13 protein-coding genes are annotated in these 14,144 nt (G+C 71.1%); 9 read left to right on the forward strand and 4 right to left on the reverse strand.

The annotated features are described in order from the left end of the window. The first annotated feature begins 98 nt into the window (after positions 1-98). The 5 genes from ACH4U7_RS25380 (at position 99) to ACH4U7_RS25400 (ending at position 6,001) form a co-directional block, all read left to right on the forward strand. On the forward strand, positions 99-1,640 hold the full coding sequence (locus ACH4U7_RS25380) for a GMC family oxidoreductase (protein WP_398530121.1): 1,542 nt from the start codon (positions 99-101) through the stop codon (positions 1,638-1,640). Then, positions 1,640-2,734 carry a glycine betaine/L-proline ABC transporter ATP-binding protein gene (locus tag ACH4U7_RS25385; RefSeq protein ID WP_398530122.1) on the forward strand — a complete coding sequence of 365 codons (1,095 nt, stop codon included), beginning with the start codon at positions 1,640-1,642 and terminating at the stop codon, positions 2,732-2,734. Before ACH4U7_RS25380 ends, ACH4U7_RS25385 begins: the two co-directional genes overlap by 1 nt. Then, the gene (locus ACH4U7_RS25390) at positions 2,731-2,907 is read left to right on the forward strand and encodes a hypothetical protein (protein WP_398530123.1); all 177 of its coding nucleotides are present in this window, start codon (positions 2,731-2,733) and stop codon (positions 2,905-2,907) included. Before ACH4U7_RS25385 ends, ACH4U7_RS25390 begins: the two co-directional genes overlap by 4 nt. Then, positions 2,904-4,943 carry an ABC transporter permease gene (locus tag ACH4U7_RS25395; protein WP_398530124.1) on the forward strand — a complete coding sequence of 680 codons (2,040 nt, stop codon included), beginning with the start codon at positions 2,904-2,906 and terminating at the stop codon, positions 4,941-4,943. The genes ACH4U7_RS25390 and ACH4U7_RS25395 overlap by 4 nt, the downstream gene beginning before the upstream one ends. A gap of 74 nt (positions 4,944-5,017) precedes the next feature. Continuing rightward, positions 5,018-6,001: an ABC transporter substrate-binding protein gene (locus tag ACH4U7_RS25400; protein ID WP_398530243.1), complete on the forward strand. Its 984-nt coding sequence runs from the start codon at positions 5,018-5,020 to the stop codon at positions 5,999-6,001. 97 nt (positions 6,002-6,098) lie between these two features. Here the strand turns inward: ACH4U7_RS25400 and ACH4U7_RS25405 are convergent, their stop codons facing one another. The 3 genes from ACH4U7_RS25405 to ACH4U7_RS25415 all read right to left on the reverse strand — a co-directional run bounded on the left by ACH4U7_RS25405 (position 6,099) and on the right by ACH4U7_RS25415 (position 8,566). Beyond that, positions 6,099-6,953: a S1 family peptidase gene (locus ACH4U7_RS25405; protein WP_398530125.1), complete on the reverse strand. Its 855-nt coding sequence runs from the start codon at positions 6,951-6,953 to the stop codon at positions 6,099-6,101. Positions 6,954-7,208: 255 nt separating this feature from the next. Next, positions 7,209-8,069, reverse strand: a complete 861-nt coding sequence (locus tag ACH4U7_RS25410; RefSeq protein WP_398530126.1) for an isocitrate lyase/phosphoenolpyruvate mutase family protein — start codon at positions 8,067-8,069, stop codon at positions 7,209-7,211. Further along, positions 8,066-8,566, reverse strand: coding sequence for a carboxymuconolactone decarboxylase family protein (locus tag ACH4U7_RS25415; RefSeq protein WP_398530127.1), 501 nt, complete (start codon positions 8,564-8,566; stop codon positions 8,066-8,068). The genes ACH4U7_RS25410 and ACH4U7_RS25415 overlap by 4 nt, the downstream gene beginning before the upstream one ends. Before the next feature lie 47 nt (positions 8,567-8,613). On the opposite strand from ACH4U7_RS25415, the gene ACH4U7_RS25420 reads away from it, so the two are divergent. The 3 genes from ACH4U7_RS25420 (at position 8,614) to ACH4U7_RS25430 (ending at position 11,778) form a co-directional block, all read left to right on the forward strand. Further along, positions 8,614-10,074 (forward strand): PLP-dependent aminotransferase family protein, encoded by a 1,461-nt coding sequence (locus ACH4U7_RS25420; protein ID WP_398530128.1) that lies wholly within the window; start codon positions 8,614-8,616, stop codon positions 10,072-10,074. Positions 10,075-10,160: 86 nt separating this feature from the next. Beyond that, positions 10,161-10,508 (forward strand): hypothetical protein, encoded by a 348-nt coding sequence (locus ACH4U7_RS25425; RefSeq protein ID WP_398530129.1) that lies wholly within the window; start codon positions 10,161-10,163, stop codon positions 10,506-10,508. Positions 10,509-10,587: 79 nt separating this feature from the next. Further along, a complete protein-coding gene (locus ACH4U7_RS25430; RefSeq protein ID WP_398530130.1) occupies positions 10,588-11,778 on the forward strand; it encodes a glutathionylspermidine synthase family protein in 1,191 nt (396 codons plus the stop codon). 10 nt (positions 11,779-11,788) lie between these two features. On the opposite strand, the gene ACH4U7_RS25435 is transcribed toward ACH4U7_RS25430, so the two are convergent. Then, a complete protein-coding gene (locus tag ACH4U7_RS25435) occupies positions 11,789-13,234 on the reverse strand; it encodes a DHA2 family efflux MFS transporter permease subunit (RefSeq protein ID WP_398530131.1) in 1,446 nt (481 codons plus the stop codon). 94 nt (positions 13,235-13,328) lie between these two features. Between ACH4U7_RS25435 and ACH4U7_RS25440 the strand changes: the two genes are divergently transcribed. Further along, positions 13,329-14,069: a TetR/AcrR family transcriptional regulator gene (locus ACH4U7_RS25440; protein ID WP_398530132.1), complete on the forward strand. Its 741-nt coding sequence runs from the start codon at positions 13,329-13,331 to the stop codon at positions 14,067-14,069. Positions 14,070-14,144: the final 75 nt, after the last annotated feature.

A 14,144-nucleotide genomic window follows, 5' to 3' on the forward strand; every position in this document is an offset into this window, starting at 1 on the left:
CCCCCACACCCCGTACACCCCCACCCCCTGCGTACGTACGCCCCACGTATGTACGCCCCACGCCCGGGCCTCGGTCCGGGGCCGCGAGGAGTAACCCCATGTCCGTACCTGACGCAATCGATCGTTTCGACTATGTCGTCATCGGCGGCGGCACCGCGGGATCGGTGATCGCCTCCCGCCTCACCGAGGACCCGGACATCCGTGTCGCCGTCATCGAGGGCGGGCCGTCCGATATCGACCGGCCCGAGGTGCTGACCCTGCGCCGCTGGCTGGGTCTGCTCGGCGGCGGACTGGACTACGACTACCCCACCACCGAGCAGCCCCGGGGCAACTCCCATATCCGGCACAGCCGGGCCCGGGTGCTCGGTGGCTGTTCCTCGCACAACACCCTCATCTCCTTCAAGCCGCTGCCGGGCGACTGGGACGAGTGGGCGAAGGCGGGTGCGGACGGCTGGGACGCGGCCTCCATGGACCCGTACTTCGCGCGGCTGCGCAACAACATCGTGCCGGTCGACGAGAAGGACCGGAACGCCATCGCCCGCGACTTCGTCGACGCCGCGCAGACGGCGCTCGGCGTGCCGCGCGTCGAGGGGTTCAACAAGGAGCCCTTCCACGAGGGCGTCGGCTTCTTCGACCTCGCCTACCACCCGGAGAACAACAAGCGGTCCTCCGCCTCCGTCGCCTATCTGCACCCGTTCCTCGACCGGCCCAACCTCCAGCTGATGCTGGAGACCTGGGCGTACCGGCTGGAGCTCGACGAGTCCGGCCGGGCGACGGGGGTGCGGGTCCGCACCAAGGACGGCGCGGAGCTGCTGGTCGAGGCGGAGCATGAGGTGCTGGTCTGCGCGGGCGCCGTGGACACCCCGCGGCTGCTGCTGCACTCCGGTATCGGGCCCCGGCGCGATCTGGAAGCGCTCGGCATCCCCGTGGTGCACGATCTGCCGGGCGTCGGCGAGAACCTGCTCGACCACCCCGAGTCGGTGATCGTCTGGGAGACGGACGGCCCGATCCCCGAGAACTCGGCGATGGATTCGGACGCGGGCCTGTTCGTCCGGCGCGATCCCGGTGCGCAGGGCCCGGATCTGATGTTCCACTTCTACCAGATCCCGTTCACCGACAACCCCGAGCGGCTGGGCTACGACAAGCCGGAGCACGGCGTGTCGATGACCCCGAACATCCCCAAGCCCCGCAGCCGCGGCCGCCTCTACCTCACCAGCGCCGACCCGTCCGTGAAGCCCGCCCTGGACTTCCGCTACTTCACGGACGAGGAGGACTACGACGGCCGCACCCTCGTCGACGGCATACGCATCGCCCGCGAGATCGCGAAGACCCAGCCGCTGGCGGGCTGGCTGAAGCGCGAGGTGTGCCCCGGGCCCGAGATCACCTCGGACGAGGAGCTCAGCGAGTACGCCCGTAAGGTCGCGCACACCGTCTACCACCCGGCGGGCACCTGCCGGATGGGCGCGGTCTCGGACGAGTCGGCCGTGGTCGGCCCGGACCTGCGGATCCGGGGGCTCAAGGGCGTCCGGATCGCCGACGCGTCCGTCTTCCCGACCATGCCCGCCGTCAACCCGATGATCGGCGTGCTGATGGTCGGCGAGAAATGCGCGGAACTGCTCACTACTGGAGGTGAGGCGTGATGAGCGCGACTGAGACAAAGGCATCGACCCCCGCGTCAGGGCCCGACGGCGCGGCAGGGGCGCCGGTGTTCTCCGTACACGGCCTGTGGAAGGTCTTCGGCCCCAAGGCCGACCGCGTCCCCGGCTCGTCCGTCGCCGAGCTGCCCGCCGAGGAGCTGCGCCGCCGTACGGGGTGCACGGCGGCCGTCCGCGATGTGTCGTTCGAGGTGCGGCAGGGCGAGGTCTTCGTCGTCATGGGCCTGTCCGGCTCCGGCAAGTCCACCCTCGTACGCTGTCTGACCCGGCTGATCGAGCCCACCTCCGGCACCCTCCACATCGACGGTGAGGATGTGCTGGCGATGGACAAGGCGCGGCTGCGCGAGCTGCGCCGGCACCGGGCCGCCATGGTCTTCCAGCACTTCGGTCTTCTGCCGCACCGCACCGTGCTCGACAACGTCGCCTACGGCCTGGAGATCCAGGGCATGGGCAAGGCCGAACGCCGCGCCAAGGCCGTCGAGATGGTCGCCAAGGTCGGGCTCACCGGTCTGGAGCGGCGCCGCCCCGGCCAGCTCTCCGGCGGTCAGCAGCAGCGCGTCGGCCTGGCCCGCGCGCTGGCCGCCGACCCCGAAGTCCTGCTCTTCGACGAGCCGTTCAGCGCGCTCGACCCGCTGATCCGCCGCGATATGCAGGAGGAGGTGATCCGGCTGCACCACGACGAGGGCCGCACGATGGTCTTCATCACCCATGACCTGAGCGAGGCCCTGCGGCTCGGCGACCGCATCGCGCTGATGCGCGACGGCGGCATTGTGCAGCTGGGCACCCCCGAGGAGATCGTCGGCTCCCCGGCCGACGACTACGTACGGGACTTCGTCCGCGATGTGCCGCGCGAGCAGGTGCTGACCGTGCGCAACGCGCTGCGCGCCGCCGAGGACGGCGAGCGGGACAGCGGCCCCGCGCTCGCGCCCGACGCGACCATAGCCACCGCCATCGAGGCCGTCGCCCGCTCCGGCGGCCCGGCCCGGATCATGGACGGCTCGCGGCTGCTGGGGGTGGTCGACCATCAGCGGCTGCTCGCGGTGGTGGCGGGGCTGCGGGTGAAGGGGGCGCCGGCATGATCCCGGGCACCCGTCACCTCGGCATACGGCACCCCGACGTATGGGGGGCGTGCCTGACGGCCGCGACCACCCGCCACCCCGACGTATGGGGGGCGTGCCTGACGGCCGACGTATGGGGGGCGCGCATGACCGCCGCGACCACCCGCCACCCCGGCATACGGGGGCGCGCATGACCGCCGCGACCACCAGCCGCTCCGCCTCCTCCTCCGCCACTTCCACGTCAGCCGCCCCCGCCGACGGCTCCGGCGTCTCGAAGTCCGCCGACGCGCCCCCGGGCGCGCTGCGCGCCGCGGCCCGCCGCCCCGCCGTCCGCAAGCTCGCCCTGCTCGCCCTGATCGCCGCGGCCCTCGTACCCCTCGCCGCCATCCGCTGGCACAGCGGCAGCTGGCCGGGTGCGCTGACCGTCGATGTGTCGGAGCCGCTGGGCAAGACGAGCGACTGGATCATCGACAACCGCGACAGCCACTGGATCTTCCTCTACTTCTTCGGCCACATCAGCAACGCGGTCATCGTCGCCGTCCGCGCCGTCTACGTCACCCTGCTGGCCCTCGGCTGGGCCGGGGTCACCGCCGCCGCGACGCTGCTGGCCTGGCGGGTCGCCGGGGTGCGGGTCGCGGTGACGGCCGCCGTGTCGTTCGCGGCGTGCGGGCTGCTGGGGATGTGGGTGCCGACCATGCAGACCCTGGCGCTGATGGCCGTCGCCGTCGCCGTGTCGGTGGCCATCGGGATGCTGCTCGGGCTGGCCGGCGGGCTCTCGGAGCGTACGTACCGGGCGCTGCGGCCGGTGCTCGACACCATGCAGGTGCTGCCGGCCTTCGCGTATCTGCTGCCCGTCGTGCTGGTCTTCGGCATCGGCGTGCCGGGTGCGGTGCTCGCCACCGTCATCTACGCGGCCCCGCCCATGGCCCGGCTGACCGCGCTGGGGCTGCGCGGCGCGGACGCCGGGGTGATGGAGGCCGTGGCCTCGCTCGGCGCCACCGGGCGCCAGCGGCTGCTGTCGGCCCGGCTGCCGCTGGCCCGTAAGGAGCTGTTGCTCGGCGTCAACCAGACGATCATGATGGCGCTGTCCATGGCCGTCATCGCCTCCGTCATCGGCGGCGCCGGGCTCGGCGACCGCGTCTACCAGGCGCTGTCGGCCGTCGACGTGGGCAAGGCGCTCGCCGCCGGCATCCCGATCGTGCTGCTCGCCGTCGTCCTGGACCGCACCACCGCCGCCGCGGGGCTGCGCCTGGGCACGGACCGCGAGACCGGCCCGCGGTGGCTGCGCGGCTGGTACGCCTGGGCGGGGGTCGCGCTCGGCACCGCCGTCGTGGCCGTGGCCGGGCGGGCCGCCGGCTCGGCCACGTGGCCGGAGGGCTGGACCCTGGCCATCGCCGAACCCGTCAACACCGCCAAGGAGTGGATGGTCGACCACCTCTACTCCGGTGTGCCGGTGGTCGGCGGCACCGCCGACTGGGCGTCCGGCTACGTCACGTATGTCCTCGACCCGCTGCGCGGCGCGCTCCAGGGCCTCCCGTGGTGGTCGCTGCTGCTGATCGTCGCGGCGCTGGCCTGGCTGATCGGCACCTGGGGCACCGCGTTGACCGCCGTCCTGGCCCTGGCCGCGGTCGGCGTGCTCGGCGTGTGGGACCCGGCCATGGACACCCTGTCGCAGGTGCTGGCCGCCGTCGCCGTGACGCTCGTCCTCGGCTTCGCGATCGGTATCGCGGCGGCCCGCTCGCCCCGCCTGGAGCGGCTGCTCCGCCCGGTGCTGGACATCTGCCAGACCATGCCGCAGTTCGTCTATCTGATCCCGGTGGTCGCGCTGTTCGGCGTCGGACGGGCCCCGGCGGCTGCCGCGGCCATCGTCTACGCCCTGCCCGCCGTCATCCGCATCACCACCCAGGGCCTGCGCAACGTCGACCCGGCCGCGCTGGAGTCGGCCCGCTCGCTCGGCGCCACACGCGGCCAGCAGCTGCGGCAGGTCCAGCTTCCGCTGGCCCGCCCGGCGCTGCTGCTCGCCGTCAACCAGGGCGTGGTGCTGGTGCTGGCCGTCGTCATCATCGGCGGCCTGGTCGGCTCCGGCGCGCTCGGCTACGACGTGGTGTTCGGCCTGGCCCAGGGCGATCTGGCGACCGGCCTGGTGGCGGGCGCGGCGATCGTCTGCCTGGGCCTGATGCTCGACCGGGTGACGCAGCCGACGGCGCGCCGCCCGAAGAAGGGAGCCTGACCGTGCCGAGCACCCATACCCGGTGCCGTACCCGCACCCGGCTGCTGACGGCCGCTCGTACCCGCACCCGGCTGCTGACGGCCGCTCGTACCCGTACCCGGCTGCTGACGGCCGCCACCGGGGTCACCGCCCTGCTCACCGCGACCGGCTGCGGCGCGGCGGACATGACCAAGCAGTCCTCGCCGTACGCGAACGTCGGCGGCACCAAGAGCGTCACCCTGTCCGTGCAGTCCTGGGTCGGCGCGCAGTCCAATGTCGCCGTCGCCGAATACCTCCTCGACCACGAGCTGGGCTATCGCGTCGACACCGTCCAGGTCGACGAGGTCCCCGCCTGGGACGCGCTCAGCCAGGGGCGGGTGGACGCCATCCTGGAGGACTGGGGCCACCCGGACCAGGAGCAGCGCTACGTCAAGGACAAGAAGACGATCGCGCCCGGCGGCGATCTCGGTGTCACCGGCCATATCGGCTGGTTCGTCCCCAAGTACTTCGCCGATGCGCACCCCGATGTCACCGACTGGCGGAACCTCAACAAGTACGCCAAGACGTTCCGTACGGCCGAAAGCGGCGGCAAGGGCCAGCTCTTGGACGGCTCGCCGTCGTATGTCACCAATGACAAGGCGCTGGTGAAGAATCTGGACCTGGACTACCAGGTCGTCTTCTCGGGTTCGGAGGCGGCGCAGATCACCCAGATCAAACAGTTCGCCAAGGAGAAGAAGCCGTTCCTGACCTACTGGTACGCGCCACAGTGGCTGTTCAATCAGGTGCCGATGGTCGAGGTGAAGCTGCCGAAGTACACGGACGCGTGCGCCGCGAAGGGCGCCGAGGACCCCAAGTCCTTCGACTGCGCCTATCCGACCACCCCGCTGCAGAAGTACCTCAACGCGGACTTCGCCAGGAAGGGCGGCAAGGCGGCGGAGTTCCTGAAGAAGTTCCACTGGACCGAGGAGGACCAGAACGAGGTCGCCGAGTTGATCGCCTCGGACGGGCTCTCCGCGGAGGACGCGGCGGAGAAGTGGGTCAAGGAGCACCCGGACGTCTGGAAGAAGTGGCTGCCCTGACAGGGCGGCTGCTCTGACAGGGCGGCTGCTCTGACAGGGCGACAGCCGCACCCCGACGTGTGTCGGCGTGCGGCTGTGCCGCGTTTCAGACCGTTCGTCAGCCGATGACGCTGTTCAGCCAGGTGCGGTGGTAGTGGAGGTCGGTGTAGATGTCCGGGGTCGACCCGCAGATCTCGCCGACGCCGCGGCTGTCCACGCCGACGAGCTGCCAGCGGCCGTTGACCTTCTTCAGCAGCGGCGAACCGGAGTCACCGCCGCACGGGCCGTAGGTGTCCTGCGGGTTGTCCGTGCACACATCGCCCTCGCGGATGCCCCACGAGTCGTCCCCCGTGGCGTCCACCCGGCACTTTTCCGTGGTCGGGTTGAGCACCTTGGTGTCGAGCTCCTGAAGCTTCACCGGAAGCTTGGTCGGGTCGCCGACGTCGGCGGTCGCGGTGTAGCCCCAGCCGAGCTGCCGGACCGCGGTGCCCTCCTTGGTCGATGTGGACGCCAGGGGGACCGTCTTGTTGGTCAGCGCGGTGTCGAGCTGGAGGAGCGCCACGTCGTAGCCCTCCGAGCGCTCGTCGAGCGCCTTGTACCCGGGGTCGACCTCGATCTTCTTGACCTTCGCGACGGTGCCGCCGGTGGTCCGGTCATTGGAGCCCACCCGGACGTGGAACAGCGCCGGGTCCATGACCGTGTACGGCGCCGAGTCGGTGCCCGCTGTGGTGACGCAGTGCGCCGCGGTCACGACCCAGTCCTTGCGGATCAGCGCGCCGGTGCAACGGTGACCGTCGGGGTCCCCGTTCCTTTCCTTCTGCAGGGAAACGATGAACGAGTAGTTTTCGGTGGCGTCATGGCCGCCGATAATCCTGGGGGTCGGAGTCGAGGGATTTTCCTCGGCCTGCGCCGCCCCGGCCCCGGCCAGCGCGCCGACGGAAAGCGCCGCGGCCAGCAGCGCACGCGTCGCCAACCGCCTTCCGGACCCCCGCCGTTCGCCCGCTGCGCGCTCCCCTATAAGGTTGTTCATTCTTTTGTTGCTCCCCGTTTTACGTACCGCTTTTCGCGAATTTCGAGTGCACGATAACCCCGCCCCGCAGACGTGTCCAGCGGCTTTGTATGCCGCTTTATTGTCGGGGGAATCCGGTTGGCGCTATTGGTCAGTTTTGCGGTGATGAATCAGGAGAGCTGCATTCTTTTGTCGGGTTCTCTTGTCGGGAATGTGACATTACGCCGGGCGTAGTTGTTCAGCGATGTCCTCCACCGCCGCCAGCGCCCGGCGGAGGAGACGGGGGCCGAACGTGATGCGGGTCGCACCCGATTCGCCGAGTTCGCGGATGGAGGGGCCGTCCGGGTCGGCCATCGCGTTGAGCGGGGCGCCGATACCGGCCGCGAGCCGGGGGAGCAGCCGCGGGGGCGCGAAGATCGGATAGACGCAGTCGGCGCCCGCCGCCACGTATCGCCGCCCGCGGTCGATGGCCTCCTCGACCAGCCGGTCCGTGTCCGTCGGGTCTGTCCTGGCGCCTTCGCCGCGTACGAAGACATCGACGCGGGCGTTGATGACCAGGCTGTCGCCCGCCGCCGCGCGGACCTCGGCGAGCCAGTCCGCCTGCCGCCGCGCGTCCTTGAGCGCGTCCGCCGCCCGGTCGCCGTCCTCCAGGTTGCACCCCACGGCGCCGGCCTCCAGCAGCCGGTCGACGATTTCGGCGGGGGCGAGCCCGTAACCGTCCTCGATGTCCGCCGTCACCGGCACGTCCACGGCGCGGGCGATCCGGGCGACCGCGGCGAACATCTCGTCGGCCGGAGTCTCGCCGTCCCGGTAGCCCAGCGAGGCCGAGATCCCCGCGCTCGGCGTGGCGAGCGCGGGGAAGCCGGCCGCGGCCAGGACGCGGGCGGTGGCCGCGTCCCAGGGGTTGGGCAGGACGAGCGGGTCGCCGGGGGCCCGGCCGTGGTGCAGGGCGCGGAGCGTCGTCGCGCCGGTCGTGCTCGCGCCGGTCGTGCTCGCGCTGCTCGTGCTCGCGCTGCTCGTGCTCGCGCTGCTCGTGCTCGCGCTGCTCGTGCTCGCGCTGCTCGTGCTCGCGCCGGTCATGCCTTGCCCGGCACCATGCGGGTGCTGACGCCGATGCGGTTCCAGGCGTTGATGGCGATGATCGCGGCGATGACCTGGGCCAGTTCGGCCTCCTCGAAGTGGGCCGCGGCCCGCTGGTACACCTCGTCCGGGACGAAGCCGTCGGTCAGCACGGTGACGGCCTCGGTCAGCGCGAGCGCCGCCCGCTCCTTCTCGGTGAAGAAGCCCGACGCCTCCTCCCAGGCGCTGAGGAGGTTGATGCGCTCCTCGGTCTCGCCCGCTTTGCGCGCGTCCCGGGTGTGCATATGGATGCAGAAGGCGCAGTGGTTGATCTGTGACGCACGGATCTTGATCAGGTCGACGAGGGCGGGATCGAGGCCCTTACGGGCGGCCGCGTCGAGGCCGACCATCGCCTTGTAGAACTCGGGGGCCAGGTTGGCCAGCCGCATACGGGGGCCGTGGTCGTGGGTGCTCTGAGCTGTCTCGGGTGTCTCGGGTGTCTTGTTGGTCGTCGTCATGGCTACCACGCTAGGACGTCAGTAGCCCAGGAGTATGGTCCATTTCCATGGAGGATTCATGGGCCACTTCCCAGGCCGGCCTCGGCGCCGATCTGCATTTGGACCTACCGGAGCGTGGCGCGGCCGGGGTGGGCGCCGCGCTCATCCGGTCCCTGCGCGACGCCGTACGCGGCGGCCGGCTCGCCCCCGGCACCCGGCTGCCCTCCTCCCGCTCGCTCGCCGCCGACCTCGGCATCGCCCGTAACACCGTCGCCGACGCGTACGGCGAGCTGGTCGCCGAGGGCTGGCTCACCGCCCGGCAGGGCTCGGGAACCCGCGTCGCCGCGCGCGTCGTACCGCCCGAGCCCACGCCCCCGCGCACCCCGCCGACCACAGAACCGCGCCGCCGCCCTACCTACGACCTGCGGCCCGGCTCGCCCGACGTCTCGTCCTTCCCCCGTGCGGCCTGGCTCTCCGCCGCCCGGCGGGCCCTGACCGCGGCGCCGCACGACGCCTTCGCGTACGGCGGGCCGCGCGGGCGCCCCGAGCTGCGCCGCGCCCTCGCCGACTATCTGGCGCGCGCCCGCGGAGTGCGGGCCGACCCGGAGCGGATCGTGATCTGCGCCGGGTTCAAACAGGGCCTGGCCGTCCTCAGCAGGGTGCTGAGGTCCGCGGGCGAGCGGGAGGTGGCCGTCGAGTCGTACGGTCTTGACCTCCACTGGAACGTCATGCGCCGTGCCGGGCTGCGCACCGTACCGCTGCCGGTCGACGAGCGCGGCGCCCGCACCGACGAACTGGCCGGGCTGACCGGCGTACGGACCGTACTGCTCACCCCGGCGCATCAGTTCCCCACCGGGGTGTCCCTGCACCCCGACCGGCGCGCCGCCGTGGTCGACTGGGCCTCCCGTACGGGCGGTCTGGTGGTGGAGGACGACTACGACGGGGAGTTCCGTTACGACCGCAACCCCGTCGGGGCGCTCCAGGGGCTCGACCCCGAGCGCGTGCTCTACCTGGGCACTTCGAGCAAGAGCCTGGCCCCCGTGCTGCGGCTGGCCTGGATGGTGGTGCCCGGCCACCTGATGGACGAGCTGCTGGCGGCCAAGGGGACGGGGGAGTGGCCGACGGGCGGTCTCGACCAGCTGACGCTCGCCGAGTTCCTTGAGTCCGGGGCCTACGACCGCCATGTGCGCGGTATGCGGCTGCGCTACCGGCGCCGGCGTGACCAACTGGTCGCGGCGCTGGCCGAGCACGCCCCGCAGGTACGGGTGCGCGGGATCGCGGCGGGGCTGCACGCGGTGCTTGAACTCCCGCCGGGGACCGAGCGGTCCGTGCTGCAGGGCGCGGCCTGGCAGGGCCTGGCGATGGACGGACTGGCCCGCTTCCGGTACGTGGCGGACGACGATGACGACGTGCGGGGGGACGTGCGGGGGGACGCGGTGGGCGACGCCCTGGTGGTCGGCTACGGGACCCCGCCCGACCACGCCTTCTCGGGTGCGCTGGAAGCGCTGTGCCGGGCACTTCCCATATGAGCCCCGCCGTTCAAATGTGCGACCGTGCCCCTTAGGCTGGCGGCCATTCAAAGCACGGCCGAAAGACAGGCCACGGGGGAGACACCATGGAGCAGACAGGGCGACGCAAACTGCGGTCGAGCACGGTGATCCTGGGCAGCATGGGCGCGCTCGCGGCCGCGCTCACCTCCTGCGGTTCCGAGCCCGACAAGCGCTGTGTGGACCGGAACAGCTACGACGCGATCAAGGGCTACCGCGTCGTCGACTCCAGCAACTGCAGCTCCTCCTCCTCGTCCACCGCGGGCAAGAAGAGCCGCGGCAAGAAGAAGTCCGTCGACGGCGACTGGTACTACGACGCCGACGTCGGCGGCGGCTGGGCCGACTACGGCACCTTCGACAAGAGCCAGGCCGCGGACCGCGGCGGCTTCGGCTGCTCCGGCTCCGGCGGTGGCTGACCGGCCGGGCCATGAAGGCTAGACCTGAAGGCCGGGCCATGAAGGCTAGACCTGAAGGCCAGACCATGAAGGCCAGACCATGAAGCGTCACACCCTCACCCCGCGCCCCGACTGGCAGCCCATCGTCGAGGAACAGGGCGTCATCTATCCGCTGACCCGCTACCCCGATGGCTCGCTGCGCCCGTACTGGGACGAGAGCGCCTACTACGAGTTCTCCCTCCCCCAGGTCGAGGCGCTCGAAGAGGTCGTCGAGGAGCTGCACCGGATGTGCCTGGCCGCGGCCGAGCACATCGTCGAGGCGGACCGCTTCGCCGACCTGGGCATCGACGATCCGCGGCTGGCCGACCTGGTCGCCGAGTCCTGGCGCCGCCGGTCCGAACAGCCCAGCGTGTACGGGCGGTTCGACCTGCGCTACGACGGGGGCCCGGGCGGCCCGGCCAAGCTGCTGGAGTACAACGCGGATACGCCCACCTCGCTGGTGGAGGCGGCCAGCGCCCAGTGGTTCTGGATGGAGGACCGCTTCCCCGGCGCCGACCAGTGGAACTCGCTGCACGAGCGGCTGGTCGACGCCTGGAAGCGGCAGGCGGCGCTGCTGCCGCCGGGCGCGCCGCTGTACTTCGCGCACTCGGCCGGGGACGAGCTGGGCGAGGACCTGATGACGGTCGCGTATCTGCGCGAGACCGCCGAGCAGGCCGGGCTGCGCACCGAGGCGATCTCGATGGAGGACATCGGCTGGGACCGTCTCTCGGGCCGCTTCGTCGACAAGCGGTTCCGCTTCATCCGGGCCTGTTTCAAGCTCTACCCCTGGGAGTGGCTGGCCACCGACCGGTTCGGCCCGTATGCGCTGGACACGCTCGACAACGGCGGCGGCACCGGCTCCACCCTGTGGATCGAGCCGGCCTGGAAGATGCTGCTGTCCAACAAGGCGCTGCTGGCCGTCCTGTGGGAGCTGTTCCCCGGCCACCCCAACCTGCTGCCCGCCTACCTCGACGGCCCCCGCGAGCTGGCCCGCACCACCGGGTACGTCGCCAAGCCGCTGCTGGGCCGGGAGGGCGCGGGCGTCACGGTGCACCGGGCGGGCGCGGAGCCCGTCGTACGGGACGAGGCCTGCTGCTACCAGGAGTTGGCGCCGCTGCCCGACTTCGACGGCAACCGGGTGGTGCTCGGGACCTGGGTCGTCGAGGGGGAGTCGGCGGGGCTCGGCATCCGCGAGTCGGCGGGGCTGATCACCGACGAATACGCGCGCTTTCTGCCACATGTGATCCTCTGACAGTTCAGGCTCAGCCGTGCGCCTGCTGGGCGTGCTTGGGCAGCAGGCCCACCAGCAGCAGCGTCAGGAAATTCAGGCCCGCGGCGATGCCGAAGACCAGTTCCGCGGCGGCGAAGCAGGAATGGACGGACGGGTGCCCGACCCGGGCGAAGAACACCGTGCCGAGGGCGGCGACGCCGATGGCGCCGGCGAACTGCTGGACGGCGTTGAGCAGGCCGGCGCCGGTGCCGACTTCTTCGGCGGTGGCATCGCCGATGATGAAATCGACCAGGGGGACGAACACCAGCCCGGAGCCGAATCCGGCGAACAGCAGCGCGGGCGCCAGCTTCCAGACGGTGATGTCGGCGCCCCAGTGGGCGATGGACCACCACAGCGCCAGCAGGCCGACGACGGCGATGGACAGCCCCAGGTGCAGGCTTGCGCGTCCCAGCTTCTCGGCGAGCACGGCACCCGCGAGCAGGACGGCGACGGCGGTGCCGAGGGCCCAGGGGATCAGCGTGAGGCCGGTGCGCAGCGGTGTCCAGTGCATGCCCTGCTGCAGCAGCAGGTTGATGACGAGGACGAACACGCTGAGTGATGCGTAGAAGCCGGCCACGATCACCAGGCCGACGACGAAGCTGCGCTTGCGGAACAGCGACGGGGTGATGACCGGGTGCTCGCTGCGCCGTTGGGAGACGACGAACAGCGCGAGCAGAACGACCGCGGCGGCCATCATGACGTACGTCCAGGCGGGCCAGCCGAGTTCGCGTCCCTGGATGAGCGGGATGATGAGCAGCGCCGAGGCCGCGGTGAGCAGGCCGACGCCGGTGAGGTCGAGGCGGGCGGCCGGGTCCTCGCCGCCGTGGCGGGGCAGCACACGCCGGCCGAGTACGGCGGCGATGATGCCGAACGGGACGTTGATCAGGAAGATGGAGCGCCACTGGCTGCCGAACAGGTCCAGGTGGAGCAGCCAGCCGGCCAGGATGGGCCCGGCCACCATGGTCAGGCCCATCAGCGGGCCGACCGGGGTCAGTGCCTTGCGCAGATGCTGGGGCGGGAACACGACCTTCACCAGGGCCAGCCCCTGCGGGATCATGACCGACCCGCACAGGCCCTGCAGCGTGCGGGCGACGATCAGGAAGACCGCGTTGGGGGCGAGGCCGCAGGCCAGCGAGGCCAGGGTGAAGCCGGTCATGCCGAGCAGGAACAGCCGTCGGCGCCCGAGCAGGTCCCCGAGCCGTCCTGAGGTGACCAGGCCGAGGGCGAAGGCCGCGGTGTAGGCGCTCAGCACCCACTGCACCGTCACCTCGCCGCCGCCGAGATCGGCGCGGATGGACGGGCCGGCGAGGTTGGCGATGCTCGAGTCGATCAGATCCATGATGTCGGCCAGGACCACGACGGCCAGGACGAGCCATGCGGTGCGCAGAGGCAGGGTGCTTGGGGTGGGCGCTTGAGATACGCGCTGGTCAATGGACACGAACACCGTTCTACGGCAGAACGGTGTTCTAGGCAACACGAACACCGTTCTTAGTGATGCAGAACACTGTTCGTCGATTCGCTAGACTGCCCGTATGTCACCGACTCCGCAGGAACGGCGCGCAGCGCGGCACCAACTCGGCACCGGTTCGAGCGCACCAGCGGCCCGGCGTGGACCGTCCGGCGGGCGCAAGAAGCCGATCACGGTCGACGCCATCATCAGCACCGCGTTCGGCATCGTGGAGAAAGAGGGATACGAAGCCCTGACGATGCGGCGCCTGGCCGCCGTGCTGGAGACGGGACCGTCGTCGCTCTACGCCCATGTCGTCAACAAAGAGGACCTGGACGAACTGCTCCTCGGCCGTCTCTGCGCCGAGATCGACCTGCCCGAACCGGACCCCGCCGGCTGGCGGCAGCAGATCATCAGCGTCTGTTCCCAACTGCGCGACCAGTATCTGCGCTACCCGGGAATCTCCCAGGCGGCCTTCGCCGCCGCTCCGTCCAATCTGGACACGCTGCGCGTCAGCGAGGGAATGCTCGCCATCCTGCTCGCCGGGGGCATCGCCCCGCAGGCTGCCGCCTGGGCGATCGACTCACTGTCGCTCTACGTCAACGCCTACAGCCTCGAGCTCTCGCTGGCGAACAAGCGGCTCAGCCGCAGCGACGACGACTGGGTCGTCAGCCGCGATGAACTACTGGGCCGATTCGCCGCACTGCCCGATACGTTCCCGCAGACCAAGCGCTACGCCGCCGAGCTCACGGCCGGAACGGTCCACGACCGCTTCGACTTCACGATCGGCCTGATGATCGACGGGCTGGGAGCTGCGAATCCCTGAGAGGTGATCCTCCGGAGGGCCGCCGAGCGCTGCGGGGCGGCCGACGGCCCTCCGTCAGCTCCGTCAGCTCGGTCA

Origin of the sequence: Streptomyces sp. NPDC020845, from assembly GCF_044334165.1 — a bacterium.
In the GTDB taxonomy this organism is placed as follows: domain Bacteria; phylum Actinomycetota; class Actinomycetes; order Streptomycetales; family Streptomycetaceae; genus Streptomyces.